The sequence below is a fragment of the Streptomyces sp. E-08 genome (assembly GCF_049913095.1).
Classification (GTDB): Bacteria; Actinomycetota; Actinomycetes; order Streptomycetales; family Streptomycetaceae; genus Streptomyces.
Map to the genome: position 1 here is coordinate 1,737,208 of NZ_CP183971.1, position 22,097 is coordinate 1,759,304.

20 protein-coding genes are annotated in these 22,097 nt (G+C 72.8%); 5 read left to right on the plus strand and 15 right to left on the minus strand.

The genetic code is table 11. From position 1 onward, the window contains the following. Window positions 1–103: 103 nt before the first annotated feature. The gene (locus tag ACN9MM_RS07940) at window positions 104–271 is read right to left on the minus strand and encodes a hypothetical protein (RefSeq protein ID WP_369143204.1); all 168 of its coding nucleotides are present in this window, start codon (window positions 269–271) and stop codon (window positions 104–106) included. 512 nt (window positions 272–783) lie between these two features. On the opposite strand from ACN9MM_RS07940, the gene ACN9MM_RS07945 reads away from it, so the two are divergent. Next, complete coding sequence (locus ACN9MM_RS07945) at window positions 784–1,971, plus strand: serine/threonine-protein kinase (protein WP_426362959.1); 1,188 nt, start codon at window positions 784–786, stop codon at window positions 1,969–1,971. Between the two features lie 78 nt (window positions 1,972–2,049). On the opposite strand, the gene ACN9MM_RS07950 is transcribed toward ACN9MM_RS07945, so the two are convergent. The 8 genes from ACN9MM_RS07950 to ACN9MM_RS07985 form a co-directional block, all read right to left on the minus strand. Continuing rightward, entirely contained in the window at window positions 2,050–2,868 is an 819-nt protein-coding gene (locus ACN9MM_RS07950; RefSeq protein ID WP_382866997.1) for a TrmH family RNA methyltransferase, read from the minus strand. Window positions 2,869–2,921: 53 nt separating this feature from the next. Beyond that, the gene (cobA, locus tag ACN9MM_RS07955; RefSeq protein ID WP_426362960.1) at window positions 2,922–4,187 is read right to left on the minus strand and encodes a uroporphyrinogen-III C-methyltransferase; all 1,266 of its coding nucleotides are present in this window, start codon (window positions 4,185–4,187) and stop codon (window positions 2,922–2,924) included. Between the two features lie 172 nt (window positions 4,188–4,359). Further along, complete coding sequence (gene cobT, locus ACN9MM_RS07960; RefSeq protein ID WP_426362961.1) at window positions 4,360–7,920, minus strand: nicotinate-nucleotide--dimethylbenzimidazole phosphoribosyltransferase; 3,561 nt, start codon at window positions 7,918–7,920, stop codon at window positions 4,360–4,362. Window positions 7,921–8,253: 333 nt separating this feature from the next. After that, window positions 8,254–9,495 (minus strand): precorrin-6y C5,15-methyltransferase (decarboxylating) subunit CbiE, encoded by a 1,242-nt coding sequence (cbiE, locus tag ACN9MM_RS07965; RefSeq protein ID WP_426362962.1) that lies wholly within the window; start codon window positions 9,493–9,495, stop codon window positions 8,254–8,256. Between the two features lie 72 nt (window positions 9,496–9,567). Then, complete coding sequence (locus ACN9MM_RS07970) at window positions 9,568–10,203, minus strand: GNAT family N-acetyltransferase (protein ID WP_426362963.1); 636 nt, start codon at window positions 10,201–10,203, stop codon at window positions 9,568–9,570. Between the two features lie 207 nt (window positions 10,204–10,410). Further along, entirely contained in the window at window positions 10,411–11,265 is an 855-nt protein-coding gene (locus ACN9MM_RS07975) for a MetQ/NlpA family ABC transporter substrate-binding protein (protein WP_426362964.1), read from the minus strand. Between the two features lie 94 nt (window positions 11,266–11,359). Then, window positions 11,360–12,028, minus strand: coding sequence for a methionine ABC transporter permease (locus tag ACN9MM_RS07980; RefSeq protein WP_426362965.1), 669 nt, complete (start codon window positions 12,026–12,028; stop codon window positions 11,360–11,362). Continuing rightward, entirely contained in the window at window positions 12,025–13,080 is a 1,056-nt protein-coding gene (locus ACN9MM_RS07985; protein ID WP_426362966.1) for a methionine ABC transporter ATP-binding protein, read from the minus strand. Before ACN9MM_RS07985 ends, ACN9MM_RS07980 begins: the two co-directional genes overlap by 4 nt. A 572-nt stretch (window positions 13,081–13,652) precedes the next feature. Between ACN9MM_RS07985 and ACN9MM_RS07990 the strand changes: the two genes are divergently transcribed. Continuing rightward, entirely contained in the window at window positions 13,653–14,015 is a 363-nt protein-coding gene (locus tag ACN9MM_RS07990; protein ID WP_382867021.1) for a hypothetical protein, read from the plus strand. Window positions 14,016–14,017: 2 nt separating this feature from the next. Continuing rightward, window positions 14,018–14,434 carry a hypothetical protein gene (locus ACN9MM_RS07995; RefSeq protein WP_426362967.1) on the plus strand — a complete coding sequence of 139 codons (417 nt, stop codon included), beginning with the start codon at window positions 14,018–14,020 and terminating at the stop codon, window positions 14,432–14,434. Here ACN9MM_RS07995 and ACN9MM_RS08000 read toward each other — a convergent pair. The 3 genes from ACN9MM_RS08000 to ACN9MM_RS08010 form a co-directional block, all read right to left on the minus strand. Then, window positions 14,431–14,922, minus strand: a complete 492-nt coding sequence (locus tag ACN9MM_RS08000; RefSeq protein WP_426362968.1) for a GNAT family N-acetyltransferase — start codon at window positions 14,920–14,922, stop codon at window positions 14,431–14,433. The genes ACN9MM_RS07995 and ACN9MM_RS08000 overlap by 4 nt on opposite strands. 37 nt (window positions 14,923–14,959) lie before the next feature. Next, window positions 14,960–15,586, minus strand: a complete 627-nt coding sequence (locus tag ACN9MM_RS08005) for a sigma-70 family RNA polymerase sigma factor (RefSeq protein WP_426362969.1) — start codon at window positions 15,584–15,586, stop codon at window positions 14,960–14,962. A gap of 114 nt (window positions 15,587–15,700) precedes the next feature. Next, window positions 15,701–16,885: a glycerophosphodiester phosphodiesterase gene (locus ACN9MM_RS08010; RefSeq protein ID WP_426362970.1), complete on the minus strand. Its 1,185-nt coding sequence runs from the start codon at window positions 16,883–16,885 to the stop codon at window positions 15,701–15,703. A gap of 242 nt (window positions 16,886–17,127) precedes the next feature. Here ACN9MM_RS08010 and ACN9MM_RS08015 point away from each other — a divergent pair, with 242 nt between their 5' ends. Beyond that, window positions 17,128–17,799: a lysophospholipid acyltransferase family protein gene (locus ACN9MM_RS08015; protein ID WP_382867035.1), complete on the plus strand. Its 672-nt coding sequence runs from the start codon at window positions 17,128–17,130 to the stop codon at window positions 17,797–17,799. Between the two features lie 73 nt (window positions 17,800–17,872). Here the strand turns inward: ACN9MM_RS08015 and ACN9MM_RS08020 are convergent, their stop codons facing one another. Both ACN9MM_RS08020 and ACN9MM_RS08025 read right to left on the minus strand, forming a co-directional pair. Continuing rightward, a complete protein-coding gene (locus ACN9MM_RS08020; RefSeq protein ID WP_426362971.1) occupies window positions 17,873–19,417 on the minus strand; it encodes an MFS transporter in 1,545 nt (514 codons plus the stop codon). Next, window positions 19,414–19,965, minus strand: a complete 552-nt coding sequence (locus tag ACN9MM_RS08025) for a TetR/AcrR family transcriptional regulator (RefSeq protein ID WP_426362972.1) — start codon at window positions 19,963–19,965, stop codon at window positions 19,414–19,416. Before ACN9MM_RS08025 ends, ACN9MM_RS08020 begins: the two co-directional genes overlap by 4 nt. A gap of 85 nt (window positions 19,966–20,050) precedes the next feature. Between ACN9MM_RS08025 and ACN9MM_RS08030 the strand changes: the two genes are divergently transcribed. Further along, window positions 20,051–20,560 carry an HAD domain-containing protein gene (locus ACN9MM_RS08030; RefSeq protein WP_426362973.1) on the plus strand — a complete coding sequence of 170 codons (510 nt, stop codon included), beginning with the start codon at window positions 20,051–20,053 and terminating at the stop codon, window positions 20,558–20,560. 11 nt (window positions 20,561–20,571) lie between these two features. On the opposite strand, the gene argH is transcribed toward ACN9MM_RS08030, so the two are convergent. Beyond that, window positions 20,572–21,999, minus strand: a complete 1,428-nt coding sequence (gene argH / locus ACN9MM_RS08035; RefSeq protein WP_426362974.1) for an argininosuccinate lyase — start codon at window positions 21,997–21,999, stop codon at window positions 20,572–20,574. Window positions 22,000–22,097: the final 98 nt, after the last annotated feature.

A 22,097-nucleotide genomic window follows, 5' to 3' on the forward strand; every position in this document is an offset into this window, starting at 1 on the left:
CCAGCTGACCGGCCCCACGCTGCCGTCCGTCGCACCCCCGTCCCCACGGGGTTGATGGCCGGATGTCCCGACCCGGGCCGCTCTCCCGGGTCCGGGGCGCCTCTCAGCGCCCCAGCATCACGCCCACGGACGACGCCTGTGTGACCACCGCTTCCCAGCCGCCGAAGACGACCACGAGCAGGGCCGCGAGAGGGAGGACCATGGCGGTGGCCACCAGGGGGTGACGGCGGCTCGAAGGCCGGGGGGTCGTCCGGTGTGCCGTGTAGGCCATGGTTCCTCTCCTGTCGTGTCCGGCGCGGCGGGTGCGTGACCTCGGGGGACGAGTGCTGCACCCGCCGCTTGACCTCAACACTAGGGAGCGGGGAGCGCCGGGGCGTCATGCCCGCGTATCGACTTCCGGGCCTCCCGGAGGATGACGCCCGCCCGTGCGGCGTACTCCCCTGGGTGGAGACGGGGGTCCGGAAGCCGGGGTCTTCCCGGAGGGGTCGCCCCGAGGGGCGCCGGAAGGGGTGCCTCCGTGTGACTTCGCTCACTTCCTCCGGCGCCCTGCCCGCGGAGGGGCCCGCCGCCTCCGGGACCCACCCTCCGGGCCGTCCGGACGGATCCGGTCGCACGCGTCAAGTGGGTTTCCTCGAACAGGGGTTGGGAGTGACCCTCGGGTCCTCCGGCCCCCGCCGTCCCCCTCAGTACTGACAATCGATCCCGGTGCGAGGGCGCGGCCTATGAGCGCGTACGGGCGCCACTACGTAAGCTGTGCCACGTCGAACGGACGAGGGGACGGACATGGCGATGATGCGGCTCCGGCGCGAGGATCCGCGGATCGTCGGGTCGTTCCGGCTCCACCGCAGGCTCGGGGCCGGCGGAATGGGCGTCGTGTACCTGGGGTCCGACCGGCGCGGCCAGCGGGTGGCGCTCAAGGTCATCCGGCCCGATCTGGCCGAGGACCAGGAGTTCCGGTCGCGGTTCGCCCGCGAGGTGTCCGCCGCCCGGCGCATCCGGGGCGGCTGCACGGCCCGGCTCGTGGCCGCCGATCTGGAGGCCGAGCGGCCCTGGTTCGCCACCCAGTACGTCCCCGGGCCCTCGCTGCACGACCGGGTCGCCGAGGAGGGCGCGCTGCGCGCCGCCGACGTCGCCTCCATCGGGGCGGCGCTCTCGGAGGGGCTCGTCGCCGTCCACGAGGCCGGTGTCGTGCACCGGGACCTCAAGCCCTCGAACATCCTGCTCTCCCCCAAGGGCCCCCGCATCATCGACTTCGGCATCGCCTGGGCCACCGGGGCCAGCACCCTGACGCACGTGGGCACCGCCGTCGGTTCACCCGGCTTCCTCGCCCCCGAGCAGGTGCGGGGCGCGGCCGTCACCCCCGCCACCGACGTGTTCTCGCTCGGCGCCACCCTGGCGTACGCGGCGATGTCAGACAGTCCCTTCGGGCACGGCAGTTCCGAGGTCATGCTCTATCGCGTCGTGCACGAGGAGCCCCAGCTGCACGGGGTTCCGGACGCGCTCGCGCCGCTCATCAGGGCCTGCCTCGCCAAGGACCCCGAGGACCGTCCCAGCACCCTTCAGCTGTCGATGCGGCTCAAGGAGATCGCCGCCCGCGAGGCCCAGGGGCTGCCCGCCGCCCGGCCGCCCGTGCAGCGGGAGCGCGCCGAGGAGCGGAACACCGTCCGGCCCACCGAGCGGTACACCGAGCGGGACGTGCCCGGTCGTGGACCCGAGCGGGGCACCGAGCGCGGTGGTGAGCGGGGGCCGGCGCGGGGGCCCGGGCCTTCGTCCCGGCCGTCGGCGGGGCCCCGTACCGGCGGCTCACGGCCGTCGCAGTCCCGGCCCGGGACCCGGCCCGGCGCGCGCTCCACGTCCACCGGCCGCCGCCCCGCCAACCCCCGGCTGCTGCGGCAGCGGCTCTTCGTCTTCGTGGTGGTGACCCTGGTGGTGGCCCTGGGCATCGCCGCCGCTCAGGCCCTCCAGGGCTAAGGGCCTGTCGTCGCATTCCCGTCGTCGCCCGAAGGGCGGACGGGAAGGTGACGACAGGCCCTGCAGGCCCCAGGGGGTTCAGGACTCCGGGCGGCCCGTCGCCACCGCGTAGAACGCGACGGCCGCCGCCGCGCCCACGTTGAGCGAGTCGACGCCGTGGGCCATCGGGATGCGGACCCACTCGTCCGCGGCGCGCAGCGCCTGCGTGGACAGGCCGTCGCCCTCCGCGCCCAGCATCAGCGCCACCCGGTCCAGGCGGTGCGGGGCGGCCTCGTCGATCGACGTCGCCTTCTCCGCCGGGGTGAGGGCGAGCAGCTTGAAGCCCGCCTCCCGTACCGCCTCCAGGCCCCGGGGCCAGGTGTCCAGGCGGGCGTACGGAACCGAGAACACCGCGCCCATCGAGACCTTCACGGAGCGGCGGTACAGCGGGTCCGCGCAGTCCGGGGACAGCAGGACCGCGTCCATGCCGAGGGCCGCGGCGCTGCGGAAGATCGCACCGATGTTGGTGTGGTCGTTCACCGACTCCATGACCACCACGCGCCGGGCCCCGGCCAGCAGCTCCCCCGCCTCCGGCAGCGGCTTGCGCTGCATCGAGGCCAGCGCGCCCCGGTGCACGTGGTAGCCGGTGACGCGTTCCGCGAGGTCCGGCTGGATCGCGTACACCGGTGCCGGGACCTCGTCGATGACGTCCCGCATGACGTCCACCCACTTGGCGGAGAGCAACATCGACCGCATCTCGTACCCGGCCTGCCTGGCCCGGCGGATGACCTTCTCGCCCTCCGCGATGAACAGGCCCTCGGCCGGCTCGCGCCTGCGGCGGAGCTCGACGTCGGTCAGGCCGGTGTAGTCGCGCAGGCGCGGGTCGTCGGGGTCGTCGATCGTGATGAGTTCGGCCACGAGGTGATACTGCCTTGTCCGGGGTGTGGTGCCAATGTGTGCGAGGGGTTCCGCTACCCCTGGTTGCGCGGGGTGTCGCTTCCCTGGTTCTTCGTCAACTTGTCCGGGCCCTCGGCGACCACGTCGCCGATGACGATGACGGCCGGCGGGCGGACCTCCTCCGCCCTGACGGTCTCCGCGACCGTCGCCAGCGTGGCGTCCACCCGGCGCTGGGTCGCCGTCGTGCCCTCCTGGACCAGGGCCAGGGGGGTGTCGGGGCTCTTGCCGTGGGCGATCAGCGCCTCGGCGATCTTCCCGATCTTGTCGACGCCCATCAGGATCACCAGCGTGCCCGTGAGCTTCGCGAGCGACGCCCAGTCGACGAGCGAGCGCGGGTCGTCGGGGGCCACGTGGCCGCTGACCACCGTGAACTCGTGCGCCACCCCGCGGTGCGTCACGGGGATGCCTGCCGCGCCCGGGACCGAGATCGAGCTGGAGATGCCCGGGACCACCGTGCAGGCGATGCCCTCGGCGGCGAGCGCCTGGGCCTCCTCCATGCCGCGGCCGAAGACGAACGGGTCGCCGCCCTTGAGACGGACCACCGACCTGCCCGCCTTGGCGTGCTCGATCAGCGCGTTGTTGATGGCCTCCTGGGCCATGAAACGGCCGTACGGGATCTTCGCCGCGTCGATCACCTCGACGTGCGGCGGCAGCTCGTCCAGGAGGTCGCGGGGGCCGAGCCGGTCCGCGATGACGACGTCCGCCTCCGCGAGGAGCCTGCGGCCGCGGACCGTGATCAGGTCCGGGTCGCCCGGGCCGCCGCCCACGAGGGCCACGAACGGGGTGCGGGAGCGGTGAGCGGGCGCGGCGATCGAACCGTCGCGGAGCCCCTCGACGATGGCGTCGCGCACGGCGGCCGAGCGGCGGGGGTCGTGGCCCGTGAGGACGGCGACCGTCACGCCGGCGTCGCGGCCCGTGGCCGGGGTCCAGGCAGTCGCCGCCTCGGCGTCGTCGGCTCGCACGCACCAGGTCCTGGTGCGCTCGGCCTCGGCCGAGGCCGCGGCGTTCGCCGCCGGGTCCGTGGTCGCCACCAGCGCGTACCAGGCGTCCGCGAGGTCGCCCTCCTCGTACCGGCGCTTGATCCAGGTGATCTCGCCCGTCTCCGCCATCACGTCCACGGACGGGGTCGCGGAGGGGGAGACGAGGGTGATCTCGGCTCCCGCTGCGATCAGGGCCGGGAGCCGGCGCTGGGCCACCTGGCCGCCGCCGAGGACGACGACACGGCGGCCGGCGAGGCGCAGACCGACGGGGTAGGCGGGGTGCTCGGCGTTCTCTGCCATGGGTGAGCGGCTCCTCGGGGCGTGGCATGTGCGGGGCCGCTGCGGCGGTGAAGCGGCTGGTGGGGCGGGGGCTCGACGCCCGTCCCCACGATATCGGTGACAAGGCCCTGTCACGCTGTGACGGATCTCCCCCACCCACGGCGGACGTGGGTGGGGGGACGCGTCGGTGGTGCTACTTCTCGGTGACTCCCGCCGAGTCGAACGTGGCCACCTCGTGCATCGCGCGGGCCGCGCTCTGCACCAGCGGGAGGGCCAGGAGCGCGCCCGTGCCCTCGCCCAGGCGGAGGTCCAGGTCCACCAGCGGGCGCAGGCCCAGCTTGTTCAGGGCCGCCACGTGGCCCGGCTCGGCGCTGCGGTGACCCGCGATGCACGCCGCGAGGGACTCCGGGGCGATCGCGCGGGCGACGAGGGCCGCCGCGCCCGTGGAGACGCCGTCCAGGATCACCGGGGTACGGAGCGACGCCGCGCCCAGGATCAGGCCCACCAGGGCCGCGTGCTCCAGGCCGCCGATCGCCGAGAGGACGCCGATCGGGTCCGCCGGGTCCGGCTTGTGCAGGTCGAGCGCGCGCCGGACCACGTCCACCTTGCGGGCGTGCGTCTCGTCGTTGATGCCCGTGCCCCGGCCCGTGACCTCGGCCGGGTCCACGCCGGTGTAGACCGAGATCAGCGCGGCGGACGCGGTGGTGTTCGCGATGCCCATCTCGCCCGTGAGCAGGGCCTTGTTGCCCGCTGCCACGAGGTCGCGGGCCGTCTCGATGCCCACCTCGATCGCGGCGAGCACCTCCTCACGGGTCATGGCGAGACCCGTGGTGAAGTCGCCCGTTCCCGGGCGGACCTTGCGGGGCAGGAGGCCGGGCGTGGCCGGGAGTTCGGACGCCACGCCGACGTCGATGACACAGACCTCGGCGCCCACCTGGTTCGCGAAGGCGTTGCAGACCGCTCCCCCGCCGAGGAAGTTGGCCACCATCTGGCCGGTGACCTCCTGCGGCCACGGGGTCACGCCCTGGGCGTGGACGCCGTGGTCGCCCGCGAAGATCGCCACGGCCGCCGGCTCGGGGATCGGGGGCGGGCAGATCCGGGAGAGACCCGAGAGCTGCGCGGAGATGATCTCCAGCATGCCCAGCGCCCCGGCGGGCTTGGTCATGCGCTTCTGCCGCTCCCACGCCTCGCCGAGCGCCTTGGCGTCCAGCGGGCGGATGTTCGCGACGGTCTCCTGGAGGAGGTCGTGCGGCTCCTCGCCGGGCAGGGCCCGGCGGCCGTACGTCTCCTCGTGGACGACCCACGCGAGCGGGCGGCGCTTGGACCAGCCCGCCTGCATCAGCTCGGGCTCGTCCGGGAACTCGTCGACGTAGCCCACGCAGAGGTACGCGACGACTTCGAGGTGCTCGGGAAGGCCGAGGGTACGGACCATCTCGCGCTCGTCGAAGAAGCTGACCCAGCCGACGCCGAGGCCCTCGGCGCGGGCCGCGAGCCAGAGGTTCTCGACGGCGAGAGCCGAGGAGTACGGGGCCATCTGCGGCTGCGTGTAGCGGCCCAGGGTGTGACGGCCGCCGCGGGTCGGGTCGGCGGTCACGACGATGTTCACCGGGGTGTCGAGGATGGCCTCGATCTTCAGTTCCTTGAACTGCTTGGCCCGGGCCTTCGGCAGCGACTTGGCGTAGGCCTCGCGCTGACGCTGGGCCAGCTCGTGCATCGTCTGCCGGGTCTCCGCCGAGCGGATGACCACGAAGTCCCAGGGCTGGGAGTGGCCCACGCTCGGGGCGGTGTGCGCCGCTTCGAGGACGCGCAGGAGCACCTCGTGCGGGATCGGGTCGCTGCGGAAACCGTTGCGGATGTCGCGGCGCTCGCGCATCACCCGCAGGATCGCCTCGCGCTCCGCGTCGGCGTAGCCGGGGGCCGGCGCCGAGTCGGCGTCGGGAGCCGAGTCGGCGTCCGGAGCCGGGTCGGCGTCCTGCTCCTCGGCGACGGCCGCGTCGGCGGCCGGTGCCTCGGTGACGGCCGCGTCGGCGGCCGGCTCGGTGTCGGGGGCCGGAGCCTCGGCGACGGCAACCGTCTCGGCCGGCACGGGGTTCTCGGCGTCGGGGGCCTCGGGGGACTCCGTGTCGGCGGCCGGGAGGTCGGCGGCCGGGCTGTCGGGGGCCTGGCTGTCGGTGGCCTGTACGTCGGGGGCATGGACGTCGGAAGTCTGGGCTTCCGGGGCGGCCTGGGCTTCCGGGGTCGGCTCCGGGTGGGCGGCGACCGGCGCCTCCACGGCGACCGGTGCATCCGCGGGCGTCTGCGCCTCCGCGGCGGTCTGTGCCTCCGCGGCTGCGGCCGTCTCCGGGCTCGGCTCCGTGAGGGCCTCCACCGGTGCTTCCTCCGCCGCGACCGGGATCTCCTCGGCCACTGCCTCCACCGGGGCCTCGACCGGCTCCTCGGCCTGCGGCTGCGCCGGGGCCTCCACCGGGGCCTCTGCGGGGGCCTCCACCAGGGCCTCAGCCGGCGCGGGCTCCGTGAGCTCCTCCGCTGCGGCCTCCACGGGCTCCGGTGCCGTCTCGGCGACCTCGGCCGCGGGCTCCTGGACCGGCACGGGCTCCTGCGCCGGCTCCATGGTCGGCGTGGGCTCGACCGGGACCTCCGCGGCGGGCTCGGGCGCCTGCGGCTCGGCTTCCTGGACCGGTGCGGCCGGCTCCGCCTCACGCGGGGCGGGGACCGTGGCCTGGATCTCGGGGGCGGCGGCCCCCTCCGGGATCTCCGGGGCCGTCTCCACGGGGGCGGCGGGCGCCTCGGAGGGCTCCTCGGCCGCCTGCGGCGCCTCCGGCGCGGGGACCGGGGCCAGGTGCGGGGTCGTCGGGACGGAGCCCTCGACCTGGACGAACCGGGCCGTCGGCGGGACGACCGTTTCTGCGGGTGCCTGCGGCTCGGTCGGCTCCTGCGGCTGCGCGACCCACGGCTCGGCGCCCTGCGGGGCCAACTGCTGGTCCTGCGCGATCTCGAAGTACTCGGGGCCGGTGGTCGGCGGGCCGGGGTTGCGCACCGGCATCGGCGCGGGGGCCGTGGCCACGACCGGCTCGGGGACCGGCGCGGGCTGCGGGGCCGGGGCGGGCGCCGCGGCCGGGCCGCGGTCGGCCAGGGAGAGCACCACGCCGCCCGTCGCGTCGGGCATCGGCGGGCCCATGTGCAGGGGACGCCGGGCCGGCGGCGGGGTCGGGGCGGTGGCGGGCGGCGGCATGCGGACGCCGCCGAGGTCGACGGAGCCCGTGTCGCGGCCGGCCGCCTCGTGGGCGCCGGTGTCGAGGATGCCCGGCTCGTAGCCGTGCTCGGTGGGAGCCGGCTCCTGCGGGGGCACCGGGATGCCGTGCGCGGGCGTGCCGAGCTGCGCGCCCTGCGGGGCGGTCAGCACGTCGGCGAGCGCGACCCCGTCGGGGAGCGGGCCCGTGAGCGGGTCCGGCAGCGGGTCGGTGAGCGGGTCGCCCATCGGGGCCTGCGCCTCGGGGACGGCCGCGTGCGGGACGCCCTGGCCGGGGACGAGGTGCGGCGCCGGTACGGCGACCGGCGGCGCGGGCACGAAGCCCGGCGGGTGCTCGCTCCAGGCGCCCTGGGCGCCCGGCATCAGGAGGATGTCGTCGTCTTCGGCGGTGTGCTCGGAGGGGTCCAGGAAGGTGTACGCGCCCGGTGCGGGGATGCCCGGCTGCTCGACCATGCCTGCGTTCTCCGGCAGCCCCTCGCCCGGGACCTGGCCGGTGTCCGTCATGCGTACCCCTCGCCCATCGCTTGTGCTCCTTCAGACCTGCGCCCGTCGACAACAACGAGCGCGCGCGCCGCGCGGCACGAAGCACACGCGGACACCCACACATTGTCGCGGCCCTCGGCCATCGTGGCAGGGAGATTCGCCACGGTGCGCTGTGGACTGCGCCACGTCGCGCGGTCCCCCCTTGTCGCGTACCACGTCGGTGGCGCAAAGCGGCCACCCATTCGGGACATTGGCGAACAGACTGCCGAACGTCCCGGTGCGGTACAACAATCGGCCAGCCTACCCTGCCCCGGTGCGGCGGCCGGGTCACGGGTGGGGGTCCCCCCAGCGAGGCTAGGGGGAGGTCTCCCTGCGTCCGGACAGCAGGAACACGACCGAACGCTCGCGTTCCGACCAGTCGTCCGGGTCGAGTCCGACGGTCTGGAGGAGCAGGCTCTCGACGGCGTAGCCGCCGTCGGCGAGGGCGCCGCCGATCGCCTCGGCCTCGTCGCGGGTGGAGGCGTGGGCGACGATGCGCTCCGGGCGCCGGTCGGTGCACGCGGTGACGACGGGGACGCCGCCCGCCGCGATCCGCACGACGTCGGGTTCGGGCAGGCTCTCCAGGACGTGCGGGGCGCGCCCCTGGACGGTCTGGAGGGGCACCCCGTGACGGCGGGCGGCGCGTTCGGTGCGGGCGCAGGCGGACGGGTCGGTGTCGACGGCGATGACGGCGGCGCCGAAGCGGGCGGCCTCGACGGAGAAGGCGCCGCCCGCGCAGCCGATGTCCCAGACGAGGTCGCCGGTGCGGGGCCCGAGACGGGCCAGTTGGGCGGATCGGAGGGCGGGGTCGGTGCCCGCGCCGGGGCGGGCCCGGCCGGCTCCCGGACCCTCGCCCTCGGAGTCGTACTCCTCCGTGGGAAGGCCCCAGCCACGGACCCGGCGCGCGGCCGGGTCCTGGCCCATCAGCCAGGGGGCGGTGGGGGTTCCGCCGGCCGTGCCGCCGATGACGAGGACGACGTTCGGGTCGCGCCAGACGTGGTCGGCGGCCTTGTCCGAGGTGAGGACGGAGACCTGTTCGCGGTCGGTGCCGAGTTCCTCGCAGACGACGAAGGTGCGGTGGACGCCGTCGAGGAGGAGGGCGAGTTCGGCGGGTCCGGCGCCCGGCGAGGTGAGGACGGCGACCTTGGGGTGGGCGCGGCAGACGTTGACGGCGCGGCGCAGGGTCCGCTGGTGGGCGACGACGATCCGGGCGTCCTCCCACGGCATGCCGGCCCGTGCGAAGGCGGCGGCGACGGAGGAGACGGCGGCGACGACCTCGACCTCCAGGCCGTGCTCGGGGGCGCGCAGGGTGCGGACGACGCCGAAGAAGCCGGGGTCGCCGTCGGCGAGGACGACGGCGGTGCCGCGGTGTATCGCGATGCGGCGGGCGGCGAGGTCGACGCTGCCCAGGCGGATGCGTTCGGCGCCGGGCGGCACTTCGGGCAGCGCCAGGTGGTGGGCGGCGCCGGCCACGAGGGTGGCGGCGGAGAGCGCGGACCGGGCCGCCGCGGTGAGGGGCGAGCCGTCCCAGCCGATCACCGTGACGCGGTCGGCCATCGTCGTCTGTCTCCCTGGGTGTCGTCGCAGGTCGGGGGCGTGCCGAGCGTACCCCGGGATCGTCGCGGGGGCTCAGCTCCAGTCGGTGTACGAGGAGTAGCCGGCCTCGGCCATCTGGTCGGCGACGCCGTCGAGGTCCTCGGGGAGGAGGCCCCAGACGATGAAGTCGGTGCGCAGTTCGGCCCAGGTGCCGTCCTCGGTGCGGGTGCGGGCTATGCAGGCGTTGCGCAGGACGCCCTCGCTGATGCAGCCGATCTTCTGGGCGACCTGCTGGGAGGCGGTGTTGTCGGCGGCGGTGCGCAGTTCCAGGCGTTCGAACTTCTGGTCGCCGAAGAGCCACTGGGCGGTGGCGAGCGCGGCCTCGGAGGCGTAGCCCTCGCCGCGGGCCCAGGGGGCCACGATGTACGACATCTCGGTGGAGCGGACGCGCCAGTTCGTGTTGGTCAGCTGGACGATGCCGACGAGGCGCTGGGTGAGGAACTCGGTGACGGCGAGGTCGAGGCCCCGGCCGGCGGTGCGTTCGGTTGGGGCGTACTCGGTGATCCAGCGGTGTGCGGCGTCCTCGGTGTACGGCTGGGGGACCGCGGTCCAGGCGGCGACCATCTCGTCGTTCATCATCTCGGCGAGGGCGGGGGCGTCCGCCTCCTCGAGCGCGCGCAGCACCAACCGGTCCGTGTTGATGGAGATGTCCGGAAAGGTGGTAGTCATGCGCAGCTCCATGCCGTGGACCGTCCGAATCGACCGTGAACGCACAGCATGCAGCATGCGACCGCCGGTGCGCATGGCCGGGTCGGGTGTGGCGGGGGTGCGGGGCGGGGGCATGGCGAAGGCCCCGCGCACCGGACGGGATGCGGGGGCCTTCTGCTCAAGGACTGTACGGGGGAGCCGGTCTGACGGTCCCTCGGGCGGCGTGCCTTACTTCGCGGCGCCGAAGGCCGGGATGACCGAGCCCTTGTAGGTGTCCTCGATGTACTTCTTCACCTCGGGCGAGTTGAGGAGCTTGGCGAGCTTCTGCACGCGGGCGTCCTTCTCGTTGCCGGCCTTGACGGCGAGGAAGTTGGCGTACGGGTTGCCCTCCGCCTTCTCCAGGACGAGGGCGTCCTTCGCCGGGGAGAGCTTGGCCTCGATGGCGTAGTTGCCGTTGATGACGGCGGCGTCCACGTCGTTCAGGGCGCGGGGCACGGTGGCGGCCTCCAGCTCCTTGAACTCCAGGCCCTTCTTGTCGGTGATGTCGGAGAGCTTGGCGTTGGTGCCGACACCCGGCTTGATGGTGATCAGGCCGTTCTCGGCGAGCAGCTGGAGGGCGCGGCCGCCGTTGGTGGTGTCGTTCGGGACGGCGATGGTCTGGCCGGCCTTGATGTCCTTCACCGACTTGAGGCTCTTGGAGTAGAGGCCCAGCGGCTCCAGGTGGACGTCGACCACCGGGACGATGTGGGTGCCGTTCTTCTTGTTGAAGTCGTCGAGGTACGGCTTGTGCTGGAAGAAGTTGGCGTCGACCTGGCCAGTGTCGGTGGCGGTGTTCGGCAGGACGTAGTCCGTGAACTCCTTCACCTCCAGCTTCAGGCCGGCCTTCTCGGCCAGGTTGTCCTTGACGAAGTTGAGGATGTCGGCGTGCGGCGTCGGGGACGCGGCGACGACGAGCGGCTTGTCGGCGGAGCCGGCCGCGTCCTTGGAGGAGGACGGGTCCGAGGACGTGCCGCAGGCGGTGAGGCCGAGGGCCAGGGCTGCGGTGGCGGCGATACCGGCGGTGAGCTTGATGTTCTTACGCACGAAGAGTGCCTCTTTCCGGTGGAGCGGTGGACGCCTGGACAACAAGTCCGGGCTGTTCTTCGAAGACGAAGTCTTTGGGGTGGCCGGGAGGCCGTCAGGCGGTGCGGCCCCGGCGGGCGAGGAGTCGGACGACTCCGTCGCCGATGAGCTGGACGACGGTCACGATGGCGACCAGGACGACGACGGTGACGAGCATGAACGTCGTGTCGAAGCGCTGGTATCCGTAGGTGACGGCCTTGGAGCCGAGGCCTTCGCCGCCGACCGCGCCGGCCATCGCGGAGTAGCCGATGAGCACGATCACGGTGGTGGTGACGCCCGAGACCAGCGAGGGCAGGGCCTGCGGGAGCAGTACCTTGCGGACGATGGTGGGGATGCCGCCGCCCATGGCCTGGACGGCTTCGACGAGTCCGTGGTCGACCTCGCGGATCGCCGTCTCGACGAGGCGCGCGAAGAAGGGGATGGCGCCGATGGCGAGCGGCACGATCATCGCGGTCGGGCCGATGAAGGTGCCGACGACGAAGGTCGTGAAGGGGATCAGGGCGATCAGCAGGATGATGAACGGGAGCGAACGCCCGATGTTCACGATCGCACCGACGACCTTGTTCACGGGCCGGTTCTGCAGCAGTCCGCCCTTGTCCGTGAGGACGAGGAGGATGCCGAGCGGCAGACCGCCGGCGATGGTGACGACGGTGGCCCACAGGACCATGTAGAGGGTGTCGAGGGTGCCCTGCTCCAGGAGGGGCTGCATCTCCGACCAGGTCACTTGGCACCTTCCTTGACCAGTGCGGGCGCGGCGTCCGCCACGGCCACGACGTCTTCCACGATCTCGACCTGGAGGCCCTGCTCGCGCAGGAAGCCGACCGGGACGACGTTCTCCTCGTACCGTCCGGGCAGTTCGATCCGCATCCGGCCGATCTGCTTCCCGCCCACGGTGTCCATCGCCGCCCCGAGGATCGAGATGTCGATGTTGTACGTGCGGGAGAGCTGGGAGATCACCGGCTGGGTCGCGGCCTCGCCGTGGAACGTGACGTCGACGACGGTGCGGTCGGGGCCGGTGGGCGCGCCGCTGACCGGGAACAGCTCGGCCGCCAGCTGGGAGCCGGGGGTGGCGAGCAGTTCGCCGACGGTGCCGGACTCGACGACGCGGCCGTGCTGCATCAGGGCGGCGGAGTCGCAGATCGTCTTGACGACGTCCATCTCGTGCGTGATGAGCAGGACGGTGAGGCCGAGCTGCTGGTTGAGGTCGCGCAGGAGCTGGAGGATGGAGCGGGTGGTCTCCGGGTCGAGGGCGCTGGTGGCCTCGTCGGAGAGCAGGACCTTCGGCTCGCCGGCGAGGGCGCGGGCGATGCCGACGCGCTGCTTCTGGCCGCCGGAGAGCTGACCGGGGTAGGACTTCGCCTTGTCGGCGAGGCCGACCAGGTCGAGGAGTTCCAGGGCGCGGCGGGAGCGCTCGGCGCCGGGGACGCCCAGGATCTCCAGGGGAAGTTCGATGTTGTCCTTGACCGTGCGGGAGGACAGCAGGTTGAAGTGCTGGAAGACCATGCCGATGCTGCTGCGCGCCCGGCGCAGGTCCTTCCCGGCGCGGCGGCCCTTCCCGGCGAGGGCGGTGAGGTCGACTCCGTCGACGGTCACGGTGCCGGAGGTGGGGCGCTCCAGGAGGTTGACGCAGCGGATGAGCGAGGACTTTCCGGCGCCGCTCTGGCCGATCACGCCGAACACCTCGCCCTCGCGGACGTGGAGGTCGACACCGTCCAGAGCGGTGACCTGCCGGCCGCGCGACTCGTAGACCTTGGTCAGGCCCGAAGTGGTGATCACAGGGGTTTCCGTCACTGTCGAGTGCGCGACGCGGGGTCCGTCGTGCACGGGGCATTCGTCATTCGGACAGTCAGGCGCACGGTGGAGGCTGCTCTGGCTGGTGGCCGGGCGGCAGCGGTGCGCGGGGCAGGCACGGTCCGGCGCCGGATGGCGGGCGGATCGGCTCGGCCGTCGGGGTCTCGCTTCGGGGCGCGAGGCTCAGGCGGGGGCCCTCAGATGGCGCACATTCGACACATACAACGAGCACCGGGCGTCGTGTTCGCCTCGGTCGCAAGGGTGCGGCTGCTCGTCGTGGTCATGTCTGCAAGTAAAACATGCGCAGCTGCGAAGGGAAGGGGCGTGTCCGAATAGCGGACGTCGTTGAGACGCCATGCGGACGCGCAGGAGGCGCCGGCCGGCGTGCCTTCCCCCGCGTGGCCTGGAGGGAAGCGCCCCCGGGCGCGGACCCGGCGGGGACCGTCACCGGGGCCCGGATGTGGCCAAGGCCACGCGGCCGGCGGGCCCCGGCCCCTCCCCCGGCGAGCCGGGGGTCGAGCGCATCGGGCCATTCGGCCCGTAATACCCTCGGGCGCATGCTTGACGCCCTGACGGTCGCGGTCTCCGTGGCCGCGCTCGCCCTCGCCGCCTGGTGCGGCTTCGCCGCCTTCCGTGACCAGCCGACCAAGGACTGGCACTTCATCGGCATGGCCGTGGTGACCTTCCTGGTCCTGGTCCAGCTGATCGCCGGCATCGTGCAGCTGGCGCGCGGCGAGAAGGCCGAGGAAGGCACGACGATCTTCGTCGCCTATCTGCTCGGCGCGCTGTGCGCGGTCCCCATCGCCGGCTTCATGTCGCTCGCGGAGCGGAGCCGGTGGGGTTCGGCGACGGTGGCGGCCGGCGCGGTCGTCCTGGCCGTGCTCGAAGTGCGTCTCTACGACATCTGGACGGTGGGCTGACCATGACCGCGACCGAGACCCAGGGAAAGGCCCGGCTCGTCACGGGCCCGGGCATGCTGCTGGTCTGGCTGTACGGCGTGATGTCGGTCGGCGCGGTCTCCCGCTCGATCTACCAGATCGCCACCGAGTTCGACCGCGCGCCGCTCGCGTACAGCCTGTCGGCGGTGGCGGCGGTGGTCTACGTCTTCATCACGTACACGCTGGTGCGCGGCGGGGAGAAGGCCCGCAGGGCGGCGCTGGTGTGCTGCGCCGCCGAGCTCGCGGGCGTACTGATCGTGGGGACCTGGACGCTGGTGGATCCGTCCGCCTTCCCGGACGCCACGGTCTGGTCGGACTTCGGCTACGGCTACGTCTTCATTCCGGTGCTGCTGCCGCTGACCGGCATCTGGTGGCTGCGGAAGGCGGCCAAGGCCGCCTAGGCGGCCTTCTCCAGGGTCACGAGGGTGAGCCTCGGGCCGAGCTCCCGGGTGCCCACCTGCGCGTAGCCCTTGCTGCGGTAGAGACGCAGGTTGCCCTCGCTGCGGTGGCCGGTGAAGAGCTGGAAGCGCTTGGCGGACGCCGTCGCGGGAGCGGTGGCGGCCGCGAAGTGGCGCTCGATGCCGTCGAGGAGGCGTCCGCCGAGGCCGTGCCGCTGCATGCGCGGGTGGACGATCAGCTTGGCGATCCGCACGGTGCCGTCCTCGTCGAGGCGGGCCCGCACGGAGGCGACGACCTCGTTGCCGAGCCGGGCCACGAGCCCGTACCCCTCGTCCAGTTCGGCGCGCAGGGCGTCGAGCGACTGGGTGAGCGGTTCGATGGACCAGTCCCCGTACAGCTCCGCCTCGCTCTGGTAGCAGAGGTACTGCAGCTTCAGGATGTGCTCCGCGTCCTGCGCGTCCGCCGCTGAGATGGTCACACTCAGACCCATGTGTGCACGCCTCCCGCTCATCTGGTCGATCATCGGTTTACCGCACCCTTCCCCGTCGACCCGGGGCGGGAACCTCTGCCGCGAGCATTCTGCGCAGGCATCCCAGGCATCGGGAACGCATCGGCCCCAGACTGCCCTGTGAGATACCCAACTCTCCTGCGATTTCCCGGTACGTGGGGTCCTCCGGGTCGAGCATCGCGGTGAGCACCTTCGGGCAGCGGCCGGGTGTCCTGGTGACGGCGGCGCGGAGGCTGCGGCGCCCTTCGGCGGCCAACAGCGAGCGTTCCGGGGAGCCGTGGGGTTCGGCGCCGCCGGACGCGTCGACGGGTTCGTCCTGGTAGGGGCGTTCCCGGTCGTGGGTCCTGCGGGCGCGGCGCGCCTCCGCGCGGACGGCCCGGCGCAGCCATTCGGCGGGGCGTTCCGGGGCGGCGCCGGTCTCCTCGAGCTGCTCCAGGAGGCGGAGCCAGACGGCCTGTTCGAGGTCACTCGGCTCGACGCCGGCGGCCGGCGCCTCGGCGTCGGACTCGGCGGAGAGCAGCGGGGCGAGGGCGGCGAGGAGGCCGGGGGCGGTCACCCGGGCCTGGGCTTCGGGGGCGGGCGCGGTCTCGGGGGCGGTCACCCGGGCCTGGGCTTCCGGGGCGGGGGCGGTCTCGGAGGTGGTCATGACCGGCACGATGCCGGGGTCCGTGGCCGTGGTTGCGGTACGGGGCGTAAACCACCCGGGAGGGGGTCGTACGGTCCGGCGGTCCGCCCGTACGGCCCCCCTCCGGGGTCCGGGTCAGTCGCGTCCCGCGAGGTCCGCGGCGGCGAGCAGCGCCGTGTCCGGGTTGTCCGCGAAGATGCCGTCGATCCCCGTCTCCAGGTACCGCTTGAGGGACCCGAAGGCGTCGCCGTACGCCGTCGGGTCCGTGCCCCTGCGGTACTCCGCGGGCAGGAAGGTGTTCTCGTTGCGGTGCGTGTACGGGTGGAGGATCAGCCCCTGGGCGTGCGCGTCGCGGACGAGGGTGGTCGGGGTGCCGAGCCGGCCGCTCGCGTCCTTCGGGATGACGAGGTCGAGCGTGGGGCCGATGCCCTGCGCGTAGGAGGCGATCCAGCGCAGGCCCTCGGGGGTGACCAGGTCGGCGACGGTGCGCGGGTCGCCGGCCTCGACGAAGTCCCAGGGGCGGCTGCCCGCTCCGGAGAGCAGGACGACGCCGGGGGCGTCGACCAGCTTCGCCAGGCGCTGGATGCTGCTGGGCTCGAAGGACTGGAGGAAGACCGGGGAGTTCGCGCGGTGGCGTCCGTACCGGCGCAGGAGCTTCGCGAGCCGCTCCTCCAGGCCGAGGCCGAGGGAGCGGAAGTAGCTGGGGTGCTTGGTCTCGACGTGGAGCCAGACCTCGCGGCCCCGGCGGCGGCCCTCGTCCTCGGCCCAGCGCAGCACCTCCTCGAAGGTGGGGATGGTCCAGCGGCCGTCGTAGAGGGTGTTCTCCTGGCGGGTGGCGGGGATGCGCTCCTTGGCCCGCAGGGTCTTGAGCTCGGCGAGCGTGAAGTCCTCGGTGAACCAGCCGGTGAGCGCGACGCCGTCGACGGTCTTGGTGGTCCTGCGGGAGGCGAACTCGGGGTGGTCGGCGACGTCGGTGGTGCCGGTGATGTCGTTCTCGTGGCGGCAGACCAGGTGTCCGTCCCGGGTGGGGACGAGGTCCTGCTCGACGACGTGGGCGCCGAGGTCGAGGGCGTGCCGGTAGGAGCCGAGGGTGTGCTCGGGCCGGTAACCGCTGGCGCCCCGGTGGCCGATGACGGTGGGGACGGGCAGGGAGCGGTAGCCCTGGCCGCGGCCGGGCGTGCGGTCCTCGCCCCGGTCCGCCGCGGCGGCCTGCGCGCTACCGGTGCCGGCGGCGAGGACCGTGGAGGCGCCGAGGACGGTGGCGCCCGCCGCTCCGAGAACCGTGCGCCGTGCCGGGATCCGGCGTTCGCCCTGGGTCATGAGGGATCCTCCTGTGTGAGCCGCGGTGTGATGTCCCGCACCTGCCAACTGTTGTCCCCGACGCTAGGCAGCGGGCCCCTACGGGCGGCAGACCTCGGCCGAACATGGCGGAAACACACGTCAACACTGCGTATCCACTCGGTGAACCCGATGTGCGCGTGAGGGTGACCCGCGAGTATCGTCGCCAGCTGCAGCCGTCGGTTCGACAGGCTCGACCGACCCGCTTCCCACCGGAGGAACCGTTGTCCCGTCTCGCGATCATCAAGGCAGTGCTCGGGCCGGTCATGCGCCTGATGTTCCGCCCCCGCGTGGAGGGCGCCGAGAACATCCCGGGTACGGGTCCCGTGATCCTCGCGGGCAACCACCTGACCTTCATCGATTCGATGATCATGCCGATCTGCCTGGACCGTCCGGTCTACTTCATCGGCAAGGACGAGTACGTGACGGGCAAGGGCCTCAAGGGCCGGGCGATGGCCTGGTTCTTCACCAGCGTCGGCATGATCCCGGTGGACCGGGACGGCGGCCGCGGTGGTGTGGCGGCGCTGATGACGGGCCGTCGTGTGCTGGAGGAGGGCAAGATCTTCTCGATCTACCCGGAGGGCACCCGCTCCCCCGACGGCCGGCTGTACCGGGGCCGTACGGGCATCGCGCGGCTGACCCTGATGACGGGCGCGCCGGTCATCCCGTTCGCGATGATCGGCACCGACAAGATCCAGCCGGGCGGTGCGGGCTTCCCGCGCCCGGGCAAGGTGACGGTCCGCTTCGGCGAGGCGATGGAGTTCTCGCGGTACGACGGGATGGACCGCGACCGGTACGTGCTCCGGGCGGTGACGGACTCGGTGATGGCCGAGGTGATGCGCCTCTCCGGGCAGGAGTACGTGGACATGTACGCCACGAAGGCGAAGGCGGCGTAACCCCGCTCGTACACAGGGAAGTGCCCCGTACGCCTTTCGGCCGTACGGGGCACTTCCGTCTTCGGCGGGTGCGTCAGTGCTCGACGCCGTCCTCCAGCTTCTGGCCCTTCAGCAGGAACCAGGCCGCGACCGCCGTCGCGAGGAGGACCGCCGCGCCGACGCCGGACGCGATCCGCAGGCCGTCGACGAAGGCCTCCTGGGCGGAGGACACCAGGGCGCTCGCCGTCTCGGGGGCGAGACCGCCGGACGCCTCGACCGCGCCGCCGAGCGACTCGTGGGCGGCCGACGCGACGTCCGAGGGGACACCGGCCGGGACGGCGAAGCCCCGGTAGATCCCGGTCACGATCGAACCGAGGATGGCGATGCCGAGCGCGGCGCCCAGTTCGTATGCGGTCTCGGAGACGGCGGAGGCGGATCCGGCCTGCTCCTTCGGGACGCTGGAGAGGATCACGTCCGCGGTCACGGTGAAGGAGAAGCCCGCGCCCACGCCGACGACGAGGAGGCTCGCGCCGAGCAGCGGGTAGCCGGTGTGCTGGTCGAGCGTCGTCAGGACGGCGAGGGACAGGCCGACCGCGGCGAGACCGCCGGCCACCACGGACCGTACGGAGAAGCGGCGGGCGACGACACCGGCGAGCAGACCGGCCGTCACCGCGCCGATCGCGGCGGGGAGTTCGGCGAGTCCGGCCTCCAGCGGCTGGCGGCCCTGGACCAGCTGGAAGAACTGGGACAGGAAGAACACCAGGCCGGAGAGGCCGAGGATGGTCAGCAGGTCGGAGGCGACGGCCCCGGAGAACCCGCGGTGCCGGAAGAGGCGCATGTCCAGGAGCGGCACGGGCAGGGTCAGCTGCCTGCGGACGAACCCGGCCAGGCCGGCCACACCGATGAGCGCGGCGACGCCGGCGTCCGGGGAGAGGCCGTGGGAGGCCAGTTCCTTGACGGCGTACACGATTCCGATGACGCCGACGAGGGACAGGGCGACGCTGGCCACGTCCCAGGGGCCGGGGTTCGGGTTCTTCGACTCGGGGATCAGCTTCGCGCCGACGAGGACGAGGACGGCCATGACGGGCAGGTTGATGAGGAAGACCGAGCCCCACCAGAAGTGCTCCAGGAGGAACCCGCCGACGATCGGTCCGACGGCGGCGCCGGCCGAGGCCATGGCACCCCAGATGCCGATGGCGAGGCTGCGCTCGCGGGGGTCGTGGAAGAGGTTGCGGATGAGCGCCAGGGTCGACGGCATCAGGGTCGCGCCGGCGACGCCGAGGAGGGCGCGGGCGACGATCATCATCTCGGGGCTGGTCGCGTAGGCGTTCAGGACCGAGACGGCGCCGAAGGCGGTGGCACCGATCAGCAGGAGCTTCTTGCGGCCGATGCGGTCGCCGAGGCTGCCCATGGAGACCAGGAGTCCGGCGATCACGAAGGAGTAGACGTCGCCGATCCAGAGCAGCTGGTTGCCGGTGGGCTCGAGGTCCTCGGAGAGGAAGGGGGTGGCGAGGCCCAGCACCGTGGCGTCGACCGCCACGAGGAGGACGGCCAGGACGAGCACGGAGAGGGCGAGCCACCGGCCGGGGCGGTGCGCGCCCTCGATATGGCTCTCGGTCTTGATCGTGCTGGTGATCACTTCTCCACGCTCCTGCGCGCTCCGCCGAGCAGCAGCTCGACGATCATGTACTGGAAGTCCTTGGCGGCGACCCGGCCGTCCTGCACGGCCCAGGCGCCGGATCCGATGAGCCCGTAGAAGGCCTCGGTGAGCCAGGCGGGGGTCAGGTCGATGCGGAAGACGCCCTCCTCCTGGCCTCGCCGGAAGAGGGCGGAGACCCGGGCGTCGAGGCGTTCCCAGCCGTCGTTCTGCTGGTCGCCCTCGAAGAGCTGGTTCTCGGTGACGAGGAACGACAGCAGCGGTGCGACGTCCTCGACCTCGGCGACGAGCCGTCGTACGCCCTCGTCGGCGGGGCCCTCGTGGGTGCGGGCCCGGTCGTGGGCCGCCTCCAGCTCCTGGATCCCGAGCTCTTCGAGCGCCCGCACCAGGGCGTCCCGCCCCGCGAAGTGCCGGTGCAGCGTGGCCCGGCCGATCCCGGCGGCCCGGGCGACCTCGTCCATGGTGGCGGTCGCCTTGCGGGTGAGCAGGGCCGCGGCGGCACGGAGCACCTGGGTGCGATCGACTGACATGAGACAACCATACACCTAATGAGACATCAATGTCTCATTCGATAAATCAACGCCTCATCGCGGGTGGGAGCGGAAAGCTGTGAAGATGACCAGGCCACTGCTGCTGATCGATGTCGACGGTCCACTGAATCCCTACGCGGCGCAACGCGAGCGGCGCCCGGAGGGGTACGCCACGCACCGGATGCGGCCGAGCGGCTGGTTCGAAGCGAAGCCGCTTCGGGTGTGGCTCAATCCGGACCACGGCGCGGAGCTGCGCGCACTCGCCGGGGCGTACGAGCTGGTGTGGGCGACGACCTGGAAGGGCGAGGCGAACGACTGGATCGGGCCGCACCTCGGGCTCCCCGAGCTGCCGTTCATCGACTGGCCGAAGATGCACGGGGCCGCCCCGCGCGGGACGTTCTGGAAGACCCAGTACATCCTGGAGTACGCGGCGGGGCGGCCGTTCGCATGGGTGGACGACGACATCACGCCGTACGACCACGAGTACGTGGAGCAGAAACACCTCGCCGCCGCCCTGTTGCTGCACGTCGATCCCCGGATCGGACTGATCCGGCCGGACTTCGACGCGCTCGCGGAGTGGGCGGCGGCGCTGTGACGGGCTGAGTGCTACTTCTTGGCCTCGGCCCAGGCGTGCTGGATGACCAGGTCCGCCTTGACCTCGACCAGCTGGACGGCGACCGCCGAGGGGGCGGTGCCGCCGCGGCCGTCGCGGGAGGCGAGGGCGCCGGGGACGTTCAGGACGGTGCGGACCTCGGGGGTGAGGTGCTCGGAGATCTTGGCGAACTGCTCGTCCGTGAGCTCGTCCAGCTCCTTGCCCTCGGACTCGGCGACCTTCACGCACTCGCCGGCCACCTCGTGCGCCACCCGGAACGGCACGCCCTGCTTGACCAGCCACTCGGCGATGTCGGTGGCGAGCGAGAAGCCGGCCGGGGCCAGCTCCTCCATGCGCTCCCGGTTGACCGTGAGCGTCGCCATCATGCCGGTGAAGGCGGGGAGCAGGATCTCCAGCTGGTCGCAGGAGTCGAAGACCGGCTCCTTGTCCTCCTGGAGGTCGCGGTTGTAGGCGAGCGGGAGGGCCTTCAGGGTGGCCATCAGGCCGGAGAGGTTGCCGATGAGGCGGCCGGACTTGCCACGCGCCAGCTCGGCGATGTCGGGGTTCTTCTTCTGCGGCATGATCGACGAGCCGGTGGAGAAGGCGTCGTGCAGGGTCACGAAGGAGAACTCCTTCGTGTTCCAGATGATGATCTCCTCGGCGATCCGCGAGAGGTTGACGCCGATCATCGCCGTGATGAAGGCGAACTCGGCGACGAAGTCGCGGGAGGCCGTGCCGTCGATCGAGTTGCCGGCCGAGCCCCGCTCGAAGCCGAGGTCCTTCGCGACCGCCTCCGGGTCGAGCCCGAGGGAGGAGCCCGCGAGGGCGCCGGAGCCGTACGGGGAGACCGCCGTCCGGGTGTCCCACTGCCGCAGCCGCTCGGCGTCCCGGGAGAGGGACTGGGCGTGGGCGAGGACGTGGTGGGCGAAGAGCACCGGCTGGGCGTGCTGGAGGTGCGTACGGCCGGGCATCGCGACGGCCGGGTGGGCCTCGGCGAGGCCGACGAGGGCGTCCTGGAGGTCGGCGACGAGGCCGCCGATGATCCGGGCGTGGTCCCGCAGGTACATCCGGAAGAGGGTCGCGACCTGGTCGTTCCGGGACCGGCCGGCGCGCAGCTTGCCGCCGAGGTCCGGGCCGAGGCGCTCCAGGAGACCCCGCTCCAGGGCGGTGTGGACGTCCTCGTCGGCGATGGTGCCGACGAAGGAGCCGTCGGCGACGTCCGCCTCCAGCTGGTCGAGCCCGGCGAGCATGCGGGTCAGCTCGTCCTCGGTGAGCAGGCCCGCCTTGTGCAGCACGCGCGCGTGGGCACGGGATCCGGCGATGTCGTACGGCGCCAGACGCCAGTCGAAGTGGACCGAAGCGGAGAGCTTCGCCAGGGCCTCGGCGGGGCCGTCGGCGAACCGTCCGCCCCAGAGCCGGACGTCACCGTTGTTGCTGCTCACAGCTACTGCTCCTCGGAAGGGTGGGGTGTACCGCTGGCATAACTATGCAATCCTCCGTATGTTTTGTCAACGCGATTCCGGGGCCGCCCCCCTTATAT

Bases quoted from the DNA above. Each gene is read 5' to 3' on its own strand.
- ACN9MM_RS07940 (WP_369143204.1), bottom strand. From the start codon at position 271: ATGGCCTACACGGCACACCGGACGACCCCCCGGCCTTCGAGCCGCCGT.
- ACN9MM_RS07945 (WP_426362959.1), top strand. From the start codon at position 784: ATGGCGATGATGCGGCTCCGGCGCGAGGATCCGCGGATCGTCGGGTCG.
- cobA (WP_426362960.1), bottom strand. From the start codon at position 4,187: ATGGCAGAGAACGCCGAGCACCCCGCCTACCCCGTCGGTCTGCGCCTC.
- cobT (WP_426362961.1), bottom strand. From the start codon at position 7,920: ATGACGGACACCGGCCAGGTCCCGGGCGAGGGGCTGCCGGAGAACGCA.
- cbiE (WP_426362962.1), bottom strand. From the start codon at position 9,495: ATGGCCGACCGCGTCACGGTGATCGGCTGGGACGGCTCGCCCCTCACC.
- ACN9MM_RS07970 (WP_426362963.1), bottom strand. From the start codon at position 10,203: ATGACTACCACCTTTCCGGACATCTCCATCAACACGGACCGGTTGGTG.
- ACN9MM_RS07990 (WP_382867021.1), top strand. From the start codon at position 13,653: ATGCTTGACGCCCTGACGGTCGCGGTCTCCGTGGCCGCGCTCGCCCTC.
- ACN9MM_RS07995 (WP_426362967.1), top strand. From the start codon at position 14,018: ATGACCGCGACCGAGACCCAGGGAAAGGCCCGGCTCGTCACGGGCCCG.
- ACN9MM_RS08000 (WP_426362968.1), bottom strand. From the start codon at position 14,922: ATGGGTCTGAGTGTGACCATCTCAGCGGCGGACGCGCAGGACGCGGAG.
- ACN9MM_RS08005 (WP_426362969.1), bottom strand. From the start codon at position 15,586: ATGACCACCTCCGAGACCGCCCCCGCCCCGGAAGCCCAGGCCCGGGTG.
- ACN9MM_RS08010 (WP_426362970.1), bottom strand. From the start codon at position 16,885: ATGACCCAGGGCGAACGCCGGATCCCGGCACGGCGCACGGTTCTCGGA.
- ACN9MM_RS08025 (WP_426362972.1), bottom strand. From the start codon at position 19,965: ATGTCAGTCGATCGCACCCAGGTGCTCCGTGCCGCCGCGGCCCTGCTC.
- ACN9MM_RS08030 (WP_426362973.1), top strand. From the start codon at position 20,051: ATGACCAGGCCACTGCTGCTGATCGATGTCGACGGTCCACTGAATCCC.